We start from the raw sequence: 19835 nt of genomic DNA on the forward strand, positions 1-19835 counted from the left end.
CGACCTGTCGGCCCTGGCCGGCCAGCAGCACGAAGGCCAGAGCGGTCGGCGTCCCCCACAGGGTGCGGTGGCTGAGAATCTCCCAGGCGCCAACCCCCAGATGGCCCATGGCCTGGAAGGCCAGGGGCACGAAGCCCCAGATCAGATAACAGACCAGTCCCGCGAAGAGAGCGGTCCTCTGGTCGGGCGCGTCCTGGGTCAAGCGGGGTTCCTCATCCGGGGCGGGGAAGGGCGGGGGTCCCTGCCTCCGGCTCCAGGCGGAGCGCGTTGGTGAGGATGCAGACCTGTCGGTACTTACCTATGACCAGCAGCAGTTCGAGCAAGGCCATTTCGCTGAATTCGGCGCGAAGTTCGGCCCAGAAATCCTCTTCCAGTTCGCTGCTCGCCTGCAAGGCGTCGCAGAGTCGGATGATCAGGGCGTCGCGACCGCGCCAGATGCCCGTGTCGAACGGCGCGCCCGTGGCCGCGATCTCGGCCGCCGTGAACCCGACGGCCTCGGCCAGCAGCTGCACATGGACGCCCCACTCATAGTCCGAGCCGTTGCGGGCGCAGACGGTCAATATGGTCAATTCCCGCTCGCGCAGGGACAGGTGGCCCCGGTCCAGCAGGCCGCCGTCCATGAACCGGGCGAACAGCCGGTCGTCCCGGGCCAGCACCCGGAACAGCAGGAGATGAGGCAGGGTCGCCAGGCGCTTCTCCACGATGGGCGACCAGGGGGCTTCGGCGGGGGCGATGCGGCTTTGCATGACAGGCTCCGATGTTGTGCTATCAAGTTTGTAGCATCAGCGAGTCGTCATTGCTATGAAAAGTGTAGCGCCCATTCCCGGCCGTCCGGTCCGGGGCTCCTCGACGGGCCGGCCGATCATGGCCGCCCTGGACCTGTTCGGCCGTCGGGGCCTGCTGCGGATCCTGTGGGAGTTGCGGGGCGAAGCGCCCCTGACCTTCCGCGCCCTGGCCTCGGCCGCTGAGCTGCCGCCGGGCACCCTGAACGTCCGGCTGAAGGAGTTGAAGGCCGCAGGCCTGCTGGTGACCGAGGCTGGCTATGGCCTCACGCCCATGGGCCGCGACCTGTTGGCGGCGTTGGAGCCGCTGGTCCTGTGGTCGGAAGCCTGGGCGAAGGCCGTCCCGCCGGCGGACGCCTAACCCAAGGCCTTGGCCAGCCGCGCTACGCCCGGCGCCATGGCGCGGACCGGGTAGCCGGAGAAGCCGAGCAGCAGGCCGGAGCGTGGCGCGCGGCCCCGATAGAGCCGGCTGATCGCCTGGACGGTCACCCCTTGTGCGTCGGCCAGGGCCTCGGCCTCCAGATCGCAGCGGCCATGCTTCAGATAGGCGATCAGGTGTAGGCCCTGGTCGGGAGAGGCCACCTCCAGCACATGGCCCAGCTGCGCCTCCAGGGCCTGGGCGAGCGCGTCGCGCTGTTCGCCATAGGCCACGCGGCGGCGGCGGATATGGGCGGCGAATTCACCCTCGGCCATGAAGTCCAGCACCATCGCCTGGGTCAGGGTCGGGGCCTGGCGGTCGATCATCCGCCGCGCCTGGGTCAGGGGTCCGATCAGGGCCCGGGGCGCGACGAGATAGCCAAGCCTCAAGCCAGGGAACAGCGCCTTGTTGAGGGTGCCGATATAGATCACCCGCTGGCCGCCATCGAGCCCCTGCAAGGCGGTGAGCGGCGGGCCGGCATAGCGGAACTCACTGGCGTAATCGTCCTCGACCACCCAGGCCCCGGCCTCCCGCGCCCAGGCCAGCAGTTCCAGCCGCCGGGCCATGGAGAGCGCTACGCCGAGCGGATACTGATGCGAGGGGGTGACGAAGGCGGCCCGGGCGTCCGCGGCGACGCGCACCCCCTCGGCCACGTTCAGCCCTTCGTCGTCGACCGGTACGGGGATGAGCCGCGTCCCGGCGCTTTCCAGGATGCGCAGGGTGGCCGGATAGCCCGGGTCCTCGACCCAGACCGCGTCGCCGGCGGAGAGCAGCACCCGGGCGATGATGTCCTGGGCGTGCTGGGCGCCGGTGGTGACGATCACCTGGTCGGGCTCACAGCGCACGCCCCGGGCGGCGCGCAGATAGTCGACGATGGCCCCGCGCAGGGCCGCGTCCCCAGCCGGGTCTGCATAGCCGAAATCCTCGGGGCTGAGCGCGCGGATCGCCCGGCGGGCGGACCTGCCCCAGGCGGCCTGGGCGCGGGCGTCCATCAGGGTGCGGCCGGTGTTGAAGGTTCGCGCGCCCGGCCGTGGCGGGGGCGAGGGCGTCGCGCCAAAGGCCAGGGCCTTGTCGGGCAGGCCTGGGGGCGGCGCGGTCACCAGGGTCGGGCCGCGCGGCGCGTCCAGCACCCCGGATAGATCAGCGCGGACATAGGTGCCCGAGCCCGGCCGGCCCACGGCGTAGCCCTCGGCCAGCAGCTGCTCATAGGCGGTGACCACGCTGGCCCGCGCCACCCCGAGCCGGGCGGCCAGGTCGCGGCTGGACGGCAGGCGGACCCCGGGGGCCAGCGCCCCCTGCAGGATCGCGGCGCGCACCTGGCCATAGACGCCGCGCACCACCGGCGGGGCCGGCGGCTCCCAGGGATAGATCTCGGCCCAGCTCATGGCGGCTCCAGAGTGGTCTGTTCGATGTGCGAGAAGTGGACCTCGAAGTCAGACCACTATCCACCTAGCACAGGCCTCCGAGAGGATGAAGCCATGACTGACGCCGCCTATCCCACCAGTCCCCGCAGCCGGGCCCGCCGCTATCCGGACCGCGCCACCTATGACGAGGCCCAGGTCCACGCCGTGCTGGACGCCGGCCTCCTGGCCCATGTCGGCTATGTGATCGACGGCCAGCCCTTCGTGACCCCCACCGCCTACTGGCGCGAGGGTCGCCGGCTCTATTGGCATGGCTCAGCCGCCAGCCGGATGATCCGCGCCCAGGCTGAGGGCCTGCCGGTCTGTGTGACGGTCAGTCACCTGGATGGGCTGATCGCCGCCCGCTCGGCCTTTGTCCACTCGATCCAGTACCGCTCGGTCATGGCCTTCGGTCGCGCCCGGCGGGTGGAGGGGCTTGACGCCCAGCGCGCGGCCCTGGCCGCCCTGGTCGATCGGCTCTATCCGGGTCGGACGGGAGAGGTGCGCCCGCCGACCGACAATGAGCTGAAGCAGACCTCCATCATCGAGATGGAGATCGAGGAGGCTGCGGCCAAGGTGAAGTCCGGCGGGGTCGCCCGCATCGAGGCCGACGACGCCTGGGACGCCTGGAGCGGGGTGATTCCGATCGCGACGGTGGTGGGCGAGCGGATCGCGGACGCCGTGCAGAGCGCCGGGACGCCGGTCTCGCCGAGCCTGGGGCTCTATCTGGAAGGCGCCCGGCTGGACCGGGTGTTGAGCGCCGCCGCGTCAGGCCGCGTCGAAGTTTAGCGGCCCGCCCCAGAAGCTTTCCACCAGGGCGTTCTGCGGGCCGGCCTGGCCGGTGGTCAGGAAGATGCGGCGGCCCGATTGGCCGGGGTCATATTCCGGATGCTTGGCCATATAGGCCTCCAGCGCATCGGCCGTGGCGCCGGGCTGGTGGATCAGCGGCGTGCCGGGCTTGAGCGCGGCGCGGAACATATCGGCGACCATCTCATAGTGGGTGCAGCCCAGGATCGCCCGGTCCGGCGGCCGGCCAATACGGCTGGAGATGGCCTTCACATGGGCCTCGACGGCGGTGGCCAGCTCCACCGCCCCGGCTCCGGCCTCGATCATCGGCACGAGGTCTGGGCAGGGCTCGGAGAACACCGCCACGTCCTGGCGGCGCTTGTCGATCTCGATTTCATAGACCCTTGAGCGGACGGTGGCCGGGGTGGCGAACACCCCCAGCACGTCGAGTTTCTCGATCTTGTCCCCGCGCCGCTCGGCTTCATGCTCCCAGGGCAGGCCGGTGGCCGCCTCGATGGTGGGCACGATGATGCCCAGCACATTGATCGGTCGCCCCAGCGTCCTGCGATAGCCGGGTAGCCAGGTCTGTTGCAGGCGGCGCAGGGCCACGCCCGAGGCGGTGTTGCAGGCCAGCACCACAAGGTCGCAGCCGGCGGCGAACAGGCTCTCGCAGCCGGCCCGGGTCAGGTCGACGATCTCTTCGCCCGGCCGTCCGCCATAGGGCGCATGGGCCTGATCGGCCAGATAGATGAAATCGGCCTGCGGGAACCGGTCCACAAGCCGGCGGTGGACGGTCAGTCCCCCCACCCCGGAATCGAAAACGCCAATGGCCATGGCCCACGCCTACCCGACGCGCGGCTCCCGCGCCAGTCCGTGACGGCGGGCTCCGGGGACCCTGGAATTGTCAACAAGTGTAAAAAAGGACAGTCACCGGTGTCACTGTCAGATTGACATACGTGTCACTCCGACCTATGTGCAGCGCAACAAGTGATGGTGACGGCCTGATGGGTCGTCGAGGACCGGCAAGAGACGCAAGGCCGAGATCTCGTTACCCCGCGTCACAACTCGATTCTGAGACATAGACATGCCCGAAGACACCCGCCCCGTGGCGGCCGCACCGCATTCCGACGCCAACTGGGCGATGGCGGTCGATCTGGATCTCCAGACCGTGCTGATCCTGGCCAAGGCCTCGACCCAGGCGCTCCTGAACCTGTCGCCGCTGGCCTATCGCGAGATCACCTCGGCGATCGCCGAGGAAGTGAAGGTCCTGCGTGAGCAGGGCGACGCCCGATCGCTCGCCACCGCCCGCGCGGTCGAGCAATACCTGCCCCGCGCCGCCTGACGGAACCGCCGGCTTGGTGAAGATCAATCTCGAGGCGCGCGCGCTGAACGCTGAACTGCGCCGGGGTAAGACCCGGGGGCGGATCTTTGAGGCTGCGTCGGAGGTGATCGCCCGAAAGGGTCCGCACAGTGTGACCATCGAGGACATCGTCAACGCCGCCGGCATCGCCCGCGGCACCTTCTACAACTACTTCCAGTCGACGGCGGAGCTGGTTTCCGCCGTGGCCTCGGAAATGGCCCAGAGCACGGACCTCGAGATCGAGGCCCAGATCCAGGCCATCGAGGATCCCGCCGAAGCCTTCGCCACCTTCGGGGCCATGATGGCCAGCCGGGTGGTGGGCGACCCGACCCGCACCTGGATCAATCTCCAGCAGGACCGGCTGCAGACCCAGCCGCCCAACGCCTTTGTGCTACGCTTCGAGGCGATCCTGGCGCGCGGCGTCGAGGCCGGGCGGTTCCGGTCCATCGACCCCCTGGCCGCCCGCGCCCTGGCCCTGGGTTCGGCCCGGGCGGCGATCCGCAATATCACCAGCGGTCAGGCCGATGTCTCCCACGCCGCCGAAGTGCTGGCGCTGATCCTCGTCGCCCTGGGGGTGCCGGCCGACGAGGCGACGCCGATCTGCGTCCGTGCGATCGAGGCCGCCGGCCACGGCCGGGCCTGACATTACGGCCCTGTCATGTGACGCGGGCCAAAGGTCCGCCTAGTCTGTCCGGCTCGGCAGTCCTGCCCCCGGAGATTCCCATGAAAAGGCGCACCTTCCTCGCCGCGTCCGCGGCCTTCGCCGCCGCGCCGCTCATTCCCGCCGTCGCTGGCGCGGCTGAGGCCAATCCCCTGACCCTGGGCTGGACCGGCCCCTATGGCGGCGTCCCGCCCTTCGACAAGGTCAAGGTCGCCGACTTCGTCCCCGCCCTGACCCAGGCCATGGCCCAGGAGCGGACCGAGATCGACGCCATCGTCGCGAACAAGGCTCCGCCCACCTTCGCCAACACCCTGGTCCCGCTGGAACAGTCCGGCGCCATGAGCGACCGGGTCGGCACGATCTACGGCATCTGGAGCGGCACGCTGTCGACCCCGGAGGTCCGGGCGGTGGACAAGGAGATGGCCCCCAAGCTGTCGGCCCATTCCGACGCCATCCTGCAGAACGCCGCGCTCTTCGCCCGCATCTCGGCGGTCTATGACGCCCGCGCCAGCCTGACTCCCGAGCAGCAGCGCCTGTCCTGGCTCTATTGGAACCGCTTCGTTCGCGCCGGCGCCAGGCTGTCGGGGCCGGACAAGGCCCGGATCGCCCAGATCAACCAGGACCTCGCCGGCCTGTTCACCAGCTTCAACCAGAACCTGCTGGCCGATGAGACGGACTATGTCCTCTATCTGCGCACCGAGAGCGAGCTGACCGGCCTGCCTGGGGATGTCCGCGCCGCCGCCGCCACGGCCGCCGAGGATCGCGGCCACAAGGGCGAGTTCGCCGTCCTCAACACCCGCTCCTCCATCGACCCGTTCCTGACCTATTCGGCCCGCCGCGACCTGCGCGAGAAGGTCTGGCGCACCTTCTACAGCCGGGGCGACAATGGCGACGCCCACGACAACAACGCCCTGATCCAGAAGATCCTCAAGCTCAGGGCCGAGCGCGCCAAGCTCTTGGGCTATCCGACCCACGCTCACTGGCGGGTCGAGAACGCCATGGCCAAGACGCCCGAGGCGGCCATGGCCCTGATGATGCGGGTCTGGCCCTCGGCCATCGCCCGCGTCCATGAGGAGGTGGCCGAGATGCAGGCCATCGCCGACGCGGAGAAGGGCGGGGTCAAGATCGCCGCCTGGGACTATCGCTACTACGCCGAGAAGGTCCGCGCCGCCCGCTACGACCTCGATATGAACCAGGTGAAGCCCTATCTGCAGCTCGAGAAGCTGCGCGAGGGCATGCACTGGGCGGCGGGCCAACTCTATGGCTTCACCTTCCACCCCGTCACCGGCGTGCCCGTCGCCCATCCCGACATCACGGTGTGGGAGGTCAAGGGCGCGGGCGGCCAGCATGTGGGCCTCTGGTACTTCGATCCCTATGCCCGCGCCGGCAAGCGCTCGGGCGCCTGGATGAACGCCTATCGGTCGCAGTCGACCTTCGACGGGGCGGTCACCACCATCGTCTCCAACAACGCCAACTTCGTGAAGGGCGCCGCAGGCGAGCCGGTGCTGGTCTCCTGGGACGACGCCAAGACCATGTTCCATGAGTTCGGCCACGCCCTGCACGGCCTGAACTCGGCGGTGGTCTATCCCTCCCTGTCGGGCACGGCGGTGGCCCGCGACTATGTGGAATTCCCCTCGCAGCTCAACGAGAACTGGCTGCCCACGCCGCAGGTGCTGAACCGCTTCGCCCTGCACTATCAGACCGGCAAGCCGATCCCGGCCGAGCTGGTGGCCAAGATCACCAAGGCCCACACCTTCCGCCAGGGCTTCGACGTCACCGAATATCTGGCCTCGGCCCTGATCGACATGAAGCTGCATCTGGCCGGCGACGCCGACATCGATCCCGACGCCTTCGAGAAGACGGAACTGGCCAAGCTGGGCATGCCGACCGAGCTGCCGATGCGCCACCGCACCCCGCAGTTCCAGCACATCTTCGCCTCGGACGGCTATTCGGCGGGCTATTACAGCTATCTCTGGTCCGAGGTGCTGGACCACGACGCCTTCGAGGCCTTCGAGGAGGCCGGCGGGCCCTATGACAAGACCGTCGCCCAGCGGCTGCATGACAAGATCATGAGCGTCGGCAACACGGTGGACCCGGGCGACCAGTACCGCGCCTTCCGGGGCCGTGATCCGGACGTGAAGGCCTATCTGCGCGACAAGGGCTTCCCCACCAGCTGACGCGGCTTCAGCCGACCCTCGCCGCGTCGCGCGGGGCGAGGGCGGCGGCCAGGGCCTCGACCCTGTCCATCGCCGTCCCGACCGAGGCCAGCAGGCGCGAGAAGCCGGCCTCGTCGCGCGCCTCGACGGCGTGGCGCGCGCTGAAGCAGAGCCTTAGGGCGCCGTCCCGGCCGCAGGCGACCGGCTGGCCCAGGCGCACCACCGGCCCCGTCCCATCCTCCGCCGCCAGCGCCCGATGCAGCCGGCCCAACGCTTCCATGCCCAGGAAGCCGCCCGGTGCGCCGGGATCGCGCACCCGGAAGGAGAAGATGGTCTGGGTCGCGTCCCAACCGTCGTCCCGGGCGATCGGCGCGCGGTCCAGGGGGCGCGTCTCCACGACCCTCAGGCCGGGCGCGGCGCCGATCCGGTCCCGCGCGGCGTCGGCGAACAGCGAGGCGCTCCAGCGCAGCTCGCGCGGATCCAGGGCGCGGAAGGCGGCGAGCTCGTGCAGCGCGGCCTCCCAGCGCAGCAGCAGGCCCAGATTGCACCCGGGCGGCGCGACCTCGCCGGCCGCCCAGCCACAGGGCCACTCGCCGCGCAGACCATAGAGCCCCAGTCCGGCGGGCGGGCGGCTGTCGGCGAACCGCGCCGCCAGGGGGCGGGGCACGAACAGGGCGCCGCAGAACGCCGGGCCGGTCAGGAACTTCGAGCCGGTCACCGCGACCATGAACCCCTGGCCGAGATAGGCGCGCAGGGTGTCGGGCGACAGGCGGAACTGGCAGGCGTCGACCAGCACGACCAGCCGCTCGCCCCACTTGGCCGCGAGCCGCGTCAGGGTGGCGACGCCGGGCGCGATCAGCCCGGTCTTGGTGACATCGGTGGCGACCAGCAGGGTCTGGCGCCCCTCGGCGGCGGCCCCGGCGATCCGCCGATCGATCTCGTCCTCCACCGACGCCTCATCGATCAGCCCACCGTCGGCGTCGCGGATGGCGAAGGCGGCGCGCGCGATCTCGCCGACCTCGGGGATCAGGTCGCCCTTGGCCACCTCGCCGCCGCAGACCGCCAGGGGGGCGAAATGCCGGCCAGCCAGGGCGTCGTCCAGGCCGCTGCCGGTCTCGGAGCCCTGCACCGAGATCACCTGCAGGGCCGCGGCCGCGCTGGCGCGCACCAGGCAGGCGGCGACGAGGTGCAGGTCGGTGCCGGAGGCGGCCATCAGGACGTCTGTCCCGCCGCCCGCCTCCAGGCCGCAAAGCCGGCGCAGCGCGCGGCGGACGCGGCGCATGCCCTGCCGGTAGACTTCGGCCGGCGGGGCCTGCTCCAACGCCTGGGCCAGTCGACCGCGCAGGGCCTCGGCGGCGGCGAAGGCCGGCTCGGAGATGGTCGAGGCGGTTGAGGACCCGAAGGCCAGCTCGCCGGGGCGAGGCGAGGCCGGATGGCCGTACTGGTTGCGCCCGTCGCTGAGCGCGATCCGGCGATCCCCGCCCTCGACCAGCAGTGCGGCGGTCGGCGGAAGGTCGGCGGCACGCCGGAGGGTCATGGGTATCGGTCCAGGGCGCGCGGCGCGTGACTACAACCCAAGACTCCCGGGCGTCGGCCTCAGCGTCAAGGCGCCGTAGCGTCACGGCGGACTTATACGCCCGGTATGGTGGCGGTGACGCAGCCTGGCAGGCGACAGCCTCACTGCCGGACCGCGCCTTAAACCTCATGGCGGCCGTCGCTGGCGTCATCGCCGCCTGATCGGCAAGACGCGCGAAGACAACGAGGCGATGAGTTAGCGCCCCACCCCTTTCCTTGACCTTTCCGTCCTTTGCGCGCATAGACGCGCCCTTCCGGCGCAGAGCAATCGCGCCCTCCACCGCCACGACCCCCATATCTGATTTGGGACGAGGGCGGCGAGGCCCCCCGTCGACGTGATCGTCCACGGGGGTCGATTGCGTTTGGGCCATTGGATTGGGTGAAGTTTGTTCGACGCACTGACAGATCGGCTGTCCTCCGTATTCGACCGGCTCTCCGGTCGCGGGGTGCTGTCGGAGAAGGACATCGACGAGGCCCTGCGCGAGGTGCGCGTGGCCCTGCTCGAGGCCGACGTCGCCCTGCCGGTGGTGCGCGAGTTCATCGCCAAGGCCAAGGAACGGGCCAGCGGCGAAGACGTCATCCGTTCGGTCCGGCCTGCCGACCAGGTGGTCAAGATCACCTATGACGGCCTGGTCGAGATGCTGGGCGGCCAGACCACCGAGGGGCTGAACCTCTCGCTCAACCCGCCGACCGTGATCCTGATGGCCGGCCTGCAGGGCTCCGGCAAGACCACCACCGCCGGCAAGCTGGCCCTCAAGCTCCACAAGGAGCGCAAGAAGGTCCTGCTGGCCTCGCTGGACACCCGCCGTCCGGCCGCCATGGAGCAGCTGGCCATTCTGGCCAAGCAGGCCGAGGTCGACAGCCTGCCGATCGTCGCCGGCCAGACGGCCCCCGACATCGCCCGGCGCGCCATGTCGGCCGCCCGGCTGCAGGGCTATGACGTCCTGATCCTCGACACCGCCGGCCGCACCACGCTGGACGAGGCGATGATGAGCGAGGCGGCCGAGATCGCCCGGATCTCGAACCCCTCCGAGACCCTGCTGGTCGCCGACTGCCTGACCGGCCAGGACGCGGTGCGCACCGCCAAGGCCTTCCACGAGCGCCTGCCGCTCACGGGCCTGGTGCTGACCCGCGCCGATGGCGATGGTCGCGGCGGCGCGGCGCTGTCCATGCGCGCGGTCACCGGCCTGCCCATCAAGTTCCTGGGCGTCTCGGAAAAGATCGACGGGCTGGACGTGTTCGACGCCGCCCGTGTCGCCGGCCGCATCCTGGGTCAGGGCGACGTGGTCGCCCTGGTCGAAAAGGCCACCCAGGATCTCGACACCGCCAAGGCCGAGGCCATGGCCAAGCGGCTGGCCAAGGGCCAGTTCGATCTGGACATGATGGCCGACCAGTTCGCCCAGATGAAGCGCATGGGCGGCATGGAGGGCCTGATGGGCTTCCTGCCGGGCGTCCAGAAGATCAAGAAGCAGATGGCCGAAGCCAATGTCTCGGACAAGATGATCGACCGCCAGGCGGCGATCATCTCCTCCATGACCAAGCTGGAGCGCAAGAAGCCCGACATCCTGGCGGCGTCGCGCAAGCGCCGGATCGCCAAGGGCGCCGGGGTCGAGGTCTCCGAGATCAATCGTCTCCTGAAGCAGCATCGCCAGATGGCCGACGCCTTCAAGATGATGAGCAAGGACGGCGGCAAGGGCTTCGCCCGCATGGCCGGCATGATGGGCGCCGGCGGCGGCCAGGACCGCCTCAAGGCGCTGGGCGGCGGCAAGCTGCCCCAGCCGGACGCCAGTCAACTCGAGGAACTCGGCAAGCTCGCCCAGCAGGGCGGCGGCGGACTTCCCAATCTCCCGGGGCTTGGCGGCCCCGGCGCACCCAAGCTTCCCGGTCTCGGCGGTCTTCCGCCCGGCTTCAATCCCTTCAAGAAATCCTAGATCTTACAAAGGACTATCATGCTCAAGATTCGTCTCGCCCGTGGCGGCGCCAAGAAGCGCCCCTATTACTCGATCGTCGTCGCCGACAGCCACTCGCCCCGCGACGGCCGCTTCATCGAGAAGGTCGGCGCCTATAACCCGCTGCTGAAGAAGGACGACCCGTCGCGCGTGGTCCTGAAGGTCGAGCGCATCCAGGAATGGATCAGCAAGGGCGCCCAGCCGACCGACCGCGTCGCTCGCTTCCTGTCGCAACAGGGCCTGGCCAAGTGGGAAGCCGGCAACAACCCGACCAAGGGCCTGCCCGGCCAGAAGGCCAAGGAACGCGCCGCCGAACGCGCCCAGCGCGACGCCGACATGGCCGCCGCTGCTGCGGAAGCCGCCGCCGCCCCGCCGCCCCCGCCGGTTGAAGAGCCCGCCGTGATCGAAGCTCCGGCCGAGGAAGCCCCCGTGGCCGAAGCCGCTGCGGAAGAAGCTCCCGCCGCTGAAGAAGCGCCGGCCGCCGAAGCCCCCGCCGAAGAGGCCCCCGCGGCCGAAACGTCGGAAGGCTGAGACCTGTAAGGGAGGCGGCTATCGCCCATGGCTGACCGCCTCCTCCAGATCGCCCGGGTCGCCGGCGCCTTTGGCGTCAAGGGTGAGATCCGCATCACCACCTTCACCGAGGACCCGCTGGCGCTCGCGCGCTATCGGGCCCTGAAGCGCGAGAATGGGAGCCCGGCGCTCACCATCACCCAGGCGCGCGCGGTGAAGGGCGGGGTGATCGCCCGCGCCGCCGAGGTTACGGACCGTGACCAGGCCGAGGCGCTTCGGGGCATGACCCTGTTCATCGACCGCGACGACTTGCCGGCGCCTGACGAGGACGAATTCTATCTCGCCGACCTGCTGGGCTTGGCCGTCGAGAGTCCCGACGGCGCAGCCATGGGCCATGTGAAGGCCGTCAATGATTTCGGCGCCGGCGATCTCTTGGAGATCCAGCCGCCCAAGGGCCAGAGCTGGTGGCTGCCCTTCACCCGCGAGACCGTGCCTCAGGTGCTGATCGCGCAGGGCAAGCTGATCGTCGTGCGTCCCGACGAGGTGGAGTAGGCGCGATCGTCGCTGCTCCCCTGTTGGCGGAGCTGCCGCGCAGCGGTTGAGGGGGCCGGCCCGCAGGGACGGATTCAGACCGTCAGCCCCAACCGCCCTCAATCGAGGGCGGCCCCCTCTGGCCCCCTGGGCCAGCTCCCCCGGAGGAGGAGCAGCAGAGTCTAGTCCTTCCGCATCCGGATCAGGCCTTCCTGGGCGACCGAGGCCACCAGTTCGCCGTCCTGCGAATAGATCGAACCGCGGATGAAGCCGCGCCCGCCGGAGGCCGAGGGGCTGTCCTGGGCGTAGAGGTGCCAGTTGTTGAAGTTCGGCTGCTTGTGGAACCACATGGCGTGGTCGAGGCTGGCCGACTGGAAGCCCTTGGTCTGCCAATGCACCCCGTGCGGGCGCATGGCGGTCGACAGGAGGTTCATGTCCGACGCATAGGCCAGCACCACCTGGTGCATGTGCAGGTCGTCGCCGATCGGGGCCTTGGCGCGGAACCAGACCTGGCTCTCCGGCTCGCGGGGCTGAACATTGGGTCGGCCGAACAACGAGGACCCGTCGACCGGGCGCATCTCGATCGGCCGGGGCCGCGACGCCCACCGGCGCTGTTCTTCAGGCAGTTTGTCCAGCAGCGCCTTCTGAGCCTCGGCCTCGCTGGGCAGGTCGTCGGGCATGGCTACGGCCGGCATCGGCGCCTGGTGCTCGAAGCCGTCCTCCGCCACCTGGAACGAGGCGGCGAGGTTGAAGATCTGCTGGCCGTGCTGGATCGCCACCACCCGGCGCGTGGTGAAGGAGCCGCCGTCGCGGGAGCGGTCGACCTCGAAGACGATCGGCACACGCGGATCGCCCGGACGGATGAAGTAGCAGTGCAGGGAGTGGCAGGCCCGGTCCTCGACCGTCTCATAGGCCGCCAGCAGCGACTGGGCGATCACCTGGCCGCCGAAGATCCGCCCCGGACCGTCCTCGGGGCTCACGCCACGGAACAGATTCACCTCCAGCCGTTCGAGGGCGAGGGTTTCAACCAGGTTCTCGGGGGTGTCCATGGGAGGCTCTTGAAAATTGCTGCGATGCGAAAGCGCCCGCTCTAGTCCCTGGCGGAGCGAGGGGCAAGGCGACGCATCCGCGCTGGGGCAGTGGCGAAAACGCGCCCAATGGTCCAAAAGCCCGCCATGTCCCCGCGTCCCTCCTTCGACGTCACCATGCTGACCATGTTCCCTGAGGCCTTTCCTGGGCCGCTGGGCGTTTCCCTGATCGGAACCGCCTGGCGCGAGCAAGGCCTGTGGTCCTTGGAAACACTGGACATTCGCAGCTTTTCCAAGGATAAGCGCGGCTTCCTCGACGATACCCCTGCGGGTGGCGGTCCTGGACAGGTGATGCGAGCGGACGTCATCGCGGCTGCGCTGGACAGCGTGGAGCCTCGGGGACGGCCGCTTTTGTATATGAGCGCCAGGGGCAGACCCCTGACCCAGGCGCGGGTTGCGGAGTGGGCCAAGGGGCCGGGACTGATTGTCCTGGCCGGGCGGTTCGAGGGGGTGGACCAGCGGGTGCTCGACGCGCGCGGGTTCGAGGAGGTCACTGTCGGTGACGCGGTGCTCGCCGGTGGCGAGGCGGCGGCCCTGGTGGCGATCGAAGCGTGCGTAAGGCTCGTGCCCGGCGTCCTCGGCCAGGCTGAGAGCTTGAGTGAAGAGAGTTTCGAGGACGGGCTCCTGGAGCATCCGCAGTACACGCGACCGCGGACGTTCGAAGGCCTGGAGATTCCCGAGGTGCTGTTGAGCGGCCATCACGCCCTGGTGCGGAAATGGCGTCACGCGCTGCGGGAAGAGACGACGCGGGAGCGGCGGCCCGATCTTTGGGCGGCGCATCTCGCCAAACAACAGCCAAAGGGCGAGTAAAGCCCAGTGAACCAAGGACCGAACCCATGAACGTGATCCAGCAGCTGGAAAAGGAAGAGGCCGATCGCCTCGCCGCCCTGCGCAGCACCCCGGACTTCCAGCCCGGCGACACCGTGCGCGTCAATGTGAAGATCAAGGAAGGCGAACGCGAACGCGTTCAGGCCTACGAAGGTGTCTGCATCGCCCGTCAAGGCGGCGGCATCAATGAGAGCTTCACCGTCCGCAAGATCTCCTTCGGCGAGGGCGTGGAACGTCTGTTCCCCCTGCACTCGCCGAACATCGAATCCATCGAAGTGAAGCGTCGCGGCGTCGTCCGTCGCGCCAAGCTCTATTACCTGCGCGATCGTCGCGGGAAGTCGGCCCGGATCGCCGAGCGCCAGATGTCCTCCACCAAGGACACGGCCAAGGAAACCCCCGAGGCCTAAGCCGCTATCGCGGTTGGAAATTCAGCGGCGGCCCCAGCAATGGGGCCGCCGTTTTCGTATGCTGAGGCGACGTGGAAGCGAACCGGGCAGGTTCGCCTACCTCTGACGTCCTTCCTGCGAGAACCGGGTCAGGCCCTCGACCAGGTGGTCGAACATCAGCCGCATGCGGCGCGAGCCCTTCAGGGTCTCGGGCATGGCGACCCAGATATCCAGCTCGAACCCGAAGGCGTTGCCCAGCACCGGCGTCAGGCCATAGCGCCGGCCAAGCGCGTGCTGGATCGCGCCGATCCCCAGGCCGGCGCGGACGGCGGCGATCTGGGCGGCGTCATTGTCCGTGCGGAAATTGAAGATCTCGCGGGTGATCTCGCGGCCGATATTGATCTGTTCCAGGGACTCGATGGTCGGCCGGTTGCGGTCGAAGCCGATCAGCATGTGACCGGCCTCCAGCTCGTCGAGACTGGCCGGCATGCCGCGCCGGGCTATATATTCCGGGGTGGCGTAGAAGCCGACCCCCGTGCTCCCCACCTTGCGCGCCACCAGCGACCCCTGGGTCGGGCGCACCATGCGCACGGCGATGTCGGCGTCGCGGCGCGACAGATCCTCGGTCTTGTTGGACAGCACCAGCTCGATCTGGATGTCCGGATGGGCCTCGGCGAACCCCGCCAGGATCTGCGGCAGGACCTCGGCGCCCATGATGTCGCTGGCCGCCAGCCGCACCACCCCGCCCTTGGCGTCAGAAACCCCAGAAGCGTCGCGCAGGGCCGAGGCGGCGGCGGCGGCCATCTCCTCCAGATGCGGCTTCAAGGTCTGGGCCAGGTCGGTGGGCGTCAGGCCGCGGGGCGAGCGGATGAACAGTGGCGCGCCGAGATTCTGCTCCAGGGCCTCGATATGGCGGCCGAGCGTCGGCTGGGTCAGGCCCCGCGCCCGGGCCGCGCCGGAAAAGCTCCCAGCCTGCATGACCGCGTGCAGGCTTTGAAACAGGTCCCAGGCTGGATCGCTCATGCGCTTATGAATACCTGTTCCACATCAAACCGCAATTCCGTTCAAGCCGAGCCGGGCCGAGGATCTGACGCATCCGGTGAGACATGGAGATGGACCGATGCGTGAACAATCCCCCCAAGCTGACACGCCCCTCGCCCTGGTGATCGGCGCCACGGGCTCGATCGGGGGCGCCGTCGCCGCCGCCCTGCTGGCCCATGGCTGGCGCGTGCGGGCCATGAACCGCAATCCCGCCGCCGCCCGCCGCGACGCGGCCGGTCTGGAAGCCTGCGACTGGGTCCGGGGCGACGCCATGGTGGAGGCTGACCTGGTCGCCGCCGCCCAGGGCGCGCAGATCATCGTCCATGCCGGCAATCCGGCCGGCTATTCCGGTTGGGCCAAGCTGCTGCCGCCGATGATGGAGAACGTCATCGCCGCCGCCAAGGCCAGCGGCGCCCGCATCCTGCTGCCCGGCAATGTCTATAACTATGGCCCCGACGCCTGGCCGATGTTCACCGAGACCTCGCCGCAGAACCCCAAGACCCGCAAGGGCGCGATCCGCGTCGCCCTCGAACAGCGCCTGATCCGCGCGGCTCGCGACGAGGGGGTGCGGACCCTGGTGGTCCGGGCCGGAGACTTCTTCGGCCCGATCAGCGCCTCATCCTGGCTGACCGAGGGCTGGGTGCGGAAGGACAAGCCGCTCACCGCCGTCGCCCTGCCGGGCCCGGCCGGGATCGCGCACGACTGGGCCTATCTGCCGGACCTGGCCGAGAGCATGGCCCAGCTGGCGGATCGCGAGGCCGAACTGGAGGCCTTCGCGCTCTACAACCATCGCGGCCACGTCGTGACCGGCGAGGAGATGTTCCAGGCCCTGCAACGGGTCGCGGGCCGCAAGCTGAAACGCCAGTCCGTGCCCTGGTTCGCCATGGCCGTGGCCTCGCCCTTCGTCGAGATGCTGCGCGAGATGATGGAGATGCGCTACCTCTGGGACCATGAGGTGGTGATGGATAACAGCAAGCTGGTCGCCGAACTGGGCGCCGAGCCGCACACGCCCCTGGATATCGCCCTGCGCCGGACCCTGGAGGGGCAAGGATGCCTCAAACCCAGCGTCCGCATGGCGGCCTGAGGCATGAAATACCCCAATCCAGCCCTGGACTTCACCGGGCCGCAGACCCTACATGCGGCCCATGTCCGGCAAGACCCTCTATGACAAGATCTGGGACGCCCACGTCGTCGCTGAACAGGACGGCGAGGCGATCCTCTATATCGACCTGCACCTCATCCATGAGGTGACGACGCCCCAGGCCTTCGCGGGCCTCAGGGCGGCGAAGCGCCCCGTGCGCCGGCCCGATCGCACCCTGGCGGTGGCCGACCACAATATCCCCACCGAGGGCCAGGCGCTCGGCGTGGACAAGGTGGCGGACGAGGAAGCGCGGCTCCAGCTCCAGACGCTGGAGCGCAACGTGCGCGACAACGGGATCGAGTTCTTTTCGATGGGCGATATCCGCAACGGCATCGTCCATGTGGTCGGGCCTGAGCAGGGCCGCACCCAACCGGGCATGACCATTGTCTGCGGCGACAGCCACACCTCGACCCACGGCGCCTTCGGGGCTCTGGCCCACGGCATCGGCACCTCTGAGGTCGAGCATGTGCTGGCCACCCAGACCCTGCGCGCCAAGAAGGCCAAGAACCTGCGGGTGACCATTGACGGCGCCCCGGCTCCCGGTGTCGGCGCCAAGGACTTCGCCCTCGCCGTGATCGGCGAGATCGGCACCGCCGGCGGCACCGGCTATGTGATCGAATACGCCGGCCAGGCTGTGCGTGATCTTTCGATGGAAGGGCGGATGACGCTCTGCAACCTGACCATCGAAGGCGGCGCCCGCGCCGGCCTGGTGGCCCCGGACGACAAGACCTACGCCTATATGATGGGCCGTCCCGCCGCCCCGAAGGGTGCGGCCTGGGAGATGGCCAAGGCCTATTGGCAGACCATGACCACAGACGACGACGCGGTGTTCGACCGCGAGGTCCGGCTGGACGCCGCCAAGATCGCGCCCCTGGTCACCTGGGGCACCAGCCCTGAGGACGTCATCGCCATCACCGACACCGTGCCGGACCCGGCCAGTTTCGCCACGCCGGACAAGCGCGCCTCGGTCGAGCGCGCCCTCGACTATATGGGTCTCGTGGCCGGCCAACCGATCGCCGAGGCCAAGGTCGACGTGGTGTTCATCGGCTCCTGCACCAACAGCCGGATCGAGGACCTGCGCGCCGCCGCCGCCATCGTCCAGACCGCCTTCCTCAATGGCCGCATGGTCGCCCCCCATGTGCGGGCCATGGTGGTGCCGGGCTCCGGACTGGTGAAGGAACAGGCCGAGTCCGAAGGCCTCGACGCCATCTTCAAGGCCTCGGGCTTTGACTGGCGCGAGCCGGGCTGCTCGATGTGCCTGGGCATGAACCCCGACAAGCTGGCGCCGGGCGAACGCTGCGCCTCGACCTCGAACCGCAATTTCGAGGGCCGTCAGGGCCGGGGCGGCCGCACCCACCTGGTCAGTCCGGCCATGGCCGCCGCCGCCGCCATCGCCGGCCACCTGGCCGACGTCCGGGATTTCCTGTGATGACGATGATCACCGCCCTCGACCATGTCGCCCTCGCGGTGAACGACCTCGACGCGGCGGTGGCCTCCTATCGCGAGCTTCTGGGGCGTGAGCCCAATTGGCTAGGCGGCGACGGCGGTGCGCGCCACGCCTGGTTCCAGTTCCCCAACATGGCGCTGGACGTCATCACCCCGCACGGCGAGGGCGCTTTCGGCGACACCATCCGCAAGCACCTGGCCGAGCACGGCGAGGGAATCTGGGCCGTGGCCTTCACGGTGGAGAACGCCGAGGCCGCCCAGAAGCTGGTCGGTCGCCGCGGCCTGCGCGGCTCGGTTCCCGGCCCCACCCGCTCAACCCATGACGACGGTCGCAAGCGCTATTGGACCACCTCGGCGCTGAACGCCGCCGACACCGGCGGGCTGAACATCCTCTTGGTCGATCCGCCCCGCAGCGGCGAGCCCTGGCCGCAGTCGCCGGTGATTGGCGATGCGGCTGCGACCGTCACCGAGCTCGACCATGTGGTGGTCCAGACCGCCAACGCCGACCGGGCGCTGGCCATCTGGGGCGCCAAGCTCGGCCTCGACCTGCGGCTCGACCGCTCCAACGAACAGTGGGGGGTGCGCCAGCTGTTCTTCCGTGCCGGCGCCGCAGTGGTCGAGATGGCCGCCAGCCTGAAGACGCCCGCCAGCGACGCTCCCGACACGTTCGGCGGCCTGGCATGGCGGGTGGCCGACGCCGAGGCCGCCCAGGCCCGGATCGCCGCCGCCGGCTTCGAGGTCTCCGAGGTGCGCGTGGGCCGCAAGCCCGGCACCCGCGTCTTCACCGCCCGCCATGTGGCCGCCGGCGTGCCGACCATCCTCATTCAGCAGAACGCCTGAGGCGCACCCATGAAAGCTTTCACCAAGCTGGACGCCAAGCTGGCCCCCCTGCCGCTGGCCAATATCGACACCGACCAGATCATCCCCAAGCAGTTCCTCAAGACCGTGGAACGCGAGGGCCTGGCGCGGGGCCTGTTCTACGACTTCCGCTTCGATCCCGAGGGCAAGGAAAAGCCCGACTTCGTGCTCAACCGCCCGGAATACAAGTCGGCCGGCGTGCTGGTCACCGGCGACAATTTCGGCTGCGGCTCGTCGCGCGAGCATGCCCCCTGGGCGCTGATGGACTTCGGGATCAGCTGTGTGGTCGCCACCAGCTTCGCCGACATCTTCTACAATAACTGCTTCCAGAACGGCCTGTTGCCCGTGGTGCTGAAGGCCGACGAGGTCGAGGCCCTGATGGACGAGGCCAAGGGCGGCAACCACATGGTCACGGTCGATCTCGAGGCCCAGACCGTGGTCTCTCCCTCCGGCAAGACCTTCGGCTTCCAGATCGACGCCAACCGCAAGGAGAAGATGCTGAAGGGCCTCGACGCCATCGGCGAAACCTTGCAGGCGGCGCTCGACATCGACGTCTTCGAGAGCAAGCGCGCGCTCGACCGGCCCTGGCTGGAAGACGCATGACCCTGATCATCGCCGGCACGGTCCGGGTTCCGTCTGGGAATCTCGAGACCTTCCGCCCCCACATGCTGGCCATGCTTGCGGCCAGCCGGGCCGAGGACGGCTGCCTTGAATATTCCTATGCCGAGGACGTGGCCGAGCCCGGCCTGATCCGGGTGTTCGAGGCCTGGCGCGACCAGGCCTGCCTCGACGCCCATTTCCAGACCGCCCATATGGCGACCTGGCGCAGCCACTGGCCGCAGTTCGGGGTTTCCGATCGCCGGCTGTTCGCCTACGAGACGGCCTCCGAACGCGCGCTCTAGACACCTAAGGGTTACCC

21 protein-coding genes and 1 pseudogene are annotated in these 19835 nt (G+C 69.3%); 15 read left to right on the top strand and 7 right to left on the bottom strand.

What is annotated here, in order from left to right:
- Both Q7P21_RS00395 and Q7P21_RS00400 read right to left on the bottom strand, forming a co-directional pair.
- A pseudogene (locus Q7P21_RS00395) lies at positions 1-202 on the bottom strand (EamA family transporter RarD); the annotation flags it as partial.
- A gap of 10 nt (positions 203-212) precedes the next feature.
- Positions 213-746 carry a carboxymuconolactone decarboxylase family protein gene (locus Q7P21_RS00400; protein WP_304175251.1) on the bottom strand — a complete coding sequence of 178 codons (534 nt, stop codon included), beginning with the start codon at positions 744-746 and terminating at the stop codon, positions 213-215.
- 55 nt (positions 747-801) lie between these two features.
- On the opposite strand from Q7P21_RS00400, the gene Q7P21_RS00405 reads away from it, so the two are divergent.
- On the top strand, positions 802-1143 hold the full coding sequence (locus tag Q7P21_RS00405; RefSeq protein ID WP_304175253.1) for a helix-turn-helix domain-containing protein: 342 nt from the start codon (positions 802-804) through the stop codon (positions 1141-1143).
- Here the strand turns inward: Q7P21_RS00405 and Q7P21_RS00410 are convergent.
- Positions 1140-2585 (bottom strand): PLP-dependent aminotransferase family protein, encoded by a 1446-nt coding sequence (locus Q7P21_RS00410; RefSeq protein ID WP_304175255.1) that lies wholly within the window; start codon positions 2583-2585, stop codon positions 1140-1142. The genes Q7P21_RS00405 and Q7P21_RS00410 overlap by 4 nt on opposite strands.
- 93 nt (positions 2586-2678) lie before the next feature.
- On the opposite strand from Q7P21_RS00410, the gene Q7P21_RS00415 reads away from it, so the two are divergent.
- On the top strand, positions 2679-3389 hold the full coding sequence (locus Q7P21_RS00415; RefSeq protein WP_304165809.1) for a pyridoxamine 5'-phosphate oxidase family protein: 711 nt from the start codon (positions 2679-2681) through the stop codon (positions 3387-3389).
- On the opposite strand, the gene Q7P21_RS00420 is transcribed toward Q7P21_RS00415, so the two are convergent.
- Entirely contained in the window at positions 3369-4220 is an 852-nt protein-coding gene (locus Q7P21_RS00420) for a glutamate racemase (RefSeq protein ID WP_304165811.1), read from the bottom strand. The genes Q7P21_RS00415 and Q7P21_RS00420 overlap by 21 nt on opposite strands.
- A gap of 250 nt (positions 4221-4470) precedes the next feature.
- Here Q7P21_RS00420 and Q7P21_RS00425 point away from each other — a divergent pair, with 250 nt between their 5' ends.
- The 3 genes from Q7P21_RS00425 (at position 4471) to Q7P21_RS00435 (ending at position 7584) form a co-directional block, all read left to right on the top strand.
- Entirely contained in the window at positions 4471-4728 is a 258-nt protein-coding gene (locus Q7P21_RS00425; protein WP_304165813.1) for a hypothetical protein, read from the top strand.
- 16 nt (positions 4729-4744) lie between these two features.
- Positions 4745-5389 carry a TetR/AcrR family transcriptional regulator gene (locus tag Q7P21_RS00430; RefSeq protein WP_304175322.1) on the top strand — a complete coding sequence of 215 codons (645 nt, stop codon included), beginning with the start codon at positions 4745-4747 and terminating at the stop codon, positions 5387-5389.
- Positions 5390-5469: 80 nt separating this feature from the next.
- On the top strand, positions 5470-7584 hold the full coding sequence (locus Q7P21_RS00435; RefSeq protein ID WP_304175257.1) for a M3 family metallopeptidase: 2115 nt from the start codon (positions 5470-5472) through the stop codon (positions 7582-7584).
- A gap of 7 nt (positions 7585-7591) precedes the next feature.
- Here Q7P21_RS00435 and Q7P21_RS00440 read toward each other — a convergent pair whose 3' ends face one another.
- Positions 7592-9100, bottom strand: a complete 1509-nt coding sequence (locus tag Q7P21_RS00440; RefSeq protein WP_304175259.1) for a hypothetical protein — start codon at positions 9098-9100, stop codon at positions 7592-7594.
- Between the two features lie 424 nt (positions 9101-9524).
- Between Q7P21_RS00440 and ffh the strand changes: the two genes are divergently transcribed.
- Genes ffh through rimM form a run of 3 tightly spaced genes read left to right on the top strand, consistent with a single transcriptional unit; the run spans position 9525 to position 12149 of the window.
- The gene (gene ffh / locus Q7P21_RS00445; RefSeq protein WP_304175261.1) at positions 9525-11069 is read left to right on the top strand and encodes a signal recognition particle protein; all 1545 of its coding nucleotides are present in this window, start codon (positions 9525-9527) and stop codon (positions 11067-11069) included.
- Between the two features lie 18 nt (positions 11070-11087).
- Positions 11088-11618: a 30S ribosomal protein S16 gene (gene rpsP / locus Q7P21_RS00450; RefSeq protein ID WP_304165827.1), complete on the top strand. Its 531-nt coding sequence runs from the start codon at positions 11088-11090 to the stop codon at positions 11616-11618.
- A gap of 27 nt (positions 11619-11645) precedes the next feature.
- Complete coding sequence (rimM, locus tag Q7P21_RS00455; protein WP_304175263.1) at positions 11646-12149, top strand: ribosome maturation factor RimM; 504 nt, start codon at positions 11646-11648, stop codon at positions 12147-12149.
- A 161-nt stretch (positions 12150-12310) separates the two neighbouring features.
- Here rimM and tesB read toward each other — a convergent pair whose 3' ends face one another.
- Complete coding sequence (tesB, locus tag Q7P21_RS00460; protein WP_304175265.1) at positions 12311-13177, bottom strand: acyl-CoA thioesterase II; 867 nt, start codon at positions 13175-13177, stop codon at positions 12311-12313.
- A 126-nt stretch (positions 13178-13303) separates the two neighbouring features.
- On the opposite strand from tesB, the gene trmD reads away from it, so the two are divergent.
- Together trmD and rplS are read left to right on the top strand one after the other, a co-directional pair.
- A complete protein-coding gene (gene trmD / locus Q7P21_RS00465) occupies positions 13304-14026 on the top strand; it encodes a tRNA (guanosine(37)-N1)-methyltransferase TrmD (RefSeq protein ID WP_304165837.1) in 723 nt (240 codons plus the stop codon).
- Positions 14027-14052: 26 nt separating this feature from the next.
- Positions 14053-14451, top strand: coding sequence for a 50S ribosomal protein L19 (gene rplS, locus Q7P21_RS00470; RefSeq protein WP_304165840.1), 399 nt, complete (start codon positions 14053-14055; stop codon positions 14449-14451).
- A 96-nt stretch (positions 14452-14547) separates the two neighbouring features.
- On the opposite strand, the gene Q7P21_RS00475 is transcribed toward rplS, so the two are convergent.
- Positions 14548-15453, bottom strand: coding sequence for a LysR family transcriptional regulator (locus tag Q7P21_RS00475; RefSeq protein ID WP_304165843.1), 906 nt, complete (start codon positions 15451-15453; stop codon positions 14548-14550).
- A 97-nt stretch (positions 15454-15550) separates the two neighbouring features.
- On the opposite strand from Q7P21_RS00475, the gene Q7P21_RS00480 reads away from it, so the two are divergent.
- The 5 genes from Q7P21_RS00480 to Q7P21_RS00500 all read left to right on the top strand — a co-directional run bounded on the left by Q7P21_RS00480 (position 15551) and on the right by Q7P21_RS00500 (position 19818).
- Positions 15551-16555, top strand: coding sequence for an NAD-dependent epimerase/dehydratase family protein (locus tag Q7P21_RS00480; protein WP_304165844.1), 1005 nt, complete (start codon positions 15551-15553; stop codon positions 16553-16555).
- A 61-nt stretch (positions 16556-16616) separates the two neighbouring features.
- Entirely contained in the window at positions 16617-18041 is a 1425-nt protein-coding gene (leuC, locus tag Q7P21_RS00485) for a 3-isopropylmalate dehydratase large subunit (RefSeq protein ID WP_304175324.1), read from the top strand.
- Entirely contained in the window at positions 18041-18898 is an 858-nt protein-coding gene (locus Q7P21_RS00490; protein ID WP_304165847.1) for a VOC family protein, read from the top strand. The genes leuC and Q7P21_RS00490 overlap by 1 nt, the downstream gene beginning before the upstream one ends.
- A 9-nt stretch (positions 18899-18907) precedes the next feature.
- Positions 18908-19519, top strand: a complete 612-nt coding sequence (gene leuD, locus Q7P21_RS00495) for a 3-isopropylmalate dehydratase small subunit (RefSeq protein WP_304165853.1) — start codon at positions 18908-18910, stop codon at positions 19517-19519.
- Positions 19516-19818, top strand: coding sequence for a putative quinol monooxygenase (locus tag Q7P21_RS00500; RefSeq protein ID WP_304165855.1), 303 nt, complete (start codon positions 19516-19518; stop codon positions 19816-19818). Before leuD ends, Q7P21_RS00500 begins: the two co-directional genes overlap by 4 nt.
- The last annotated feature ends 17 nt before the right edge of the window (positions 19819-19835 follow it).

This window comes from Phenylobacterium aquaticum (assembly GCF_947378715.1).
In the GTDB taxonomy this organism is placed as follows: Bacteria; Pseudomonadota; Alphaproteobacteria; order Caulobacterales; family Caulobacteraceae; genus Phenylobacterium; species Phenylobacterium aquaticum_A.

Excerpts from the sequence above, each read along its gene's own strand:
- Q7P21_RS00490 (WP_304165847.1), top strand. The coding sequence starts at position 18,041 with ATGACGATGATCACCGCCCTCGACCATGTCGCCCTCGCGGTGAACGAC.
- Q7P21_RS00475 (WP_304165843.1), bottom strand. The coding sequence starts at position 15,453 with ATGAGCGATCCAGCCTGGGACCTGTTTCAAAGCCTGCACGCGGTCATG.
- Q7P21_RS00405 (WP_304175253.1), top strand. The coding sequence starts at position 802 with ATGAAAAGTGTAGCGCCCATTCCCGGCCGTCCGGTCCGGGGCTCCTCG.
- Q7P21_RS00420 (WP_304165811.1), bottom strand. The coding sequence starts at position 4,220 with ATGGCCATTGGCGTTTTCGATTCCGGGGTGGGGGGACTGACCGTCCAC.
- tesB (WP_304175265.1), bottom strand. The coding sequence starts at position 13,177 with ATGGACACCCCCGAGAACCTGGTTGAAACCCTCGCCCTCGAACGGCTG.
- Q7P21_RS00400 (WP_304175251.1), bottom strand. The coding sequence starts at position 746 with ATGCAAAGCCGCATCGCCCCCGCCGAAGCCCCCTGGTCGCCCATCGTG.
- Q7P21_RS00410 (WP_304175255.1), bottom strand. The coding sequence starts at position 2,585 with ATGAGCTGGGCCGAGATCTATCCCTGGGAGCCGCCGGCCCCGCCGGTG.
- Q7P21_RS00415 (WP_304165809.1), top strand. The coding sequence starts at position 2,679 with ATGACTGACGCCGCCTATCCCACCAGTCCCCGCAGCCGGGCCCGCCGC.
- rimM (WP_304175263.1), top strand. The coding sequence starts at position 11,646 with ATGGCTGACCGCCTCCTCCAGATCGCCCGGGTCGCCGGCGCCTTTGGC.
- Q7P21_RS00435 (WP_304175257.1), top strand. The coding sequence starts at position 5,470 with ATGAAAAGGCGCACCTTCCTCGCCGCGTCCGCGGCCTTCGCCGCCGCG.
- Q7P21_RS00425 (WP_304165813.1), top strand. The coding sequence starts at position 4,471 with ATGCCCGAAGACACCCGCCCCGTGGCGGCCGCACCGCATTCCGACGCC.
- leuD (WP_304165853.1), top strand. The coding sequence starts at position 18,908 with ATGAAAGCTTTCACCAAGCTGGACGCCAAGCTGGCCCCCCTGCCGCTG.
- leuC (WP_304175324.1), top strand. The coding sequence starts at position 16,617 with ATGTCCGGCAAGACCCTCTATGACAAGATCTGGGACGCCCACGTCGTC.
- rplS (WP_304165840.1), top strand. The coding sequence starts at position 14,053 with ATGAACGTGATCCAGCAGCTGGAAAAGGAAGAGGCCGATCGCCTCGCC.
- Q7P21_RS00480 (WP_304165844.1), top strand. The coding sequence starts at position 15,551 with ATGCGTGAACAATCCCCCCAAGCTGACACGCCCCTCGCCCTGGTGATC.
- Q7P21_RS00440 (WP_304175259.1), bottom strand. The coding sequence starts at position 9,100 with ATGACCCTCCGGCGTGCCGCCGACCTTCCGCCGACCGCCGCACTGCTG.
- Q7P21_RS00500 (WP_304165855.1), top strand. The coding sequence starts at position 19,516 with ATGACCCTGATCATCGCCGGCACGGTCCGGGTTCCGTCTGGGAATCTC.
- trmD (WP_304165837.1), top strand. The coding sequence starts at position 13,304 with ATGTCCCCGCGTCCCTCCTTCGACGTCACCATGCTGACCATGTTCCCT.
- rpsP (WP_304165827.1), top strand. The coding sequence starts at position 11,088 with ATGCTCAAGATTCGTCTCGCCCGTGGCGGCGCCAAGAAGCGCCCCTAT.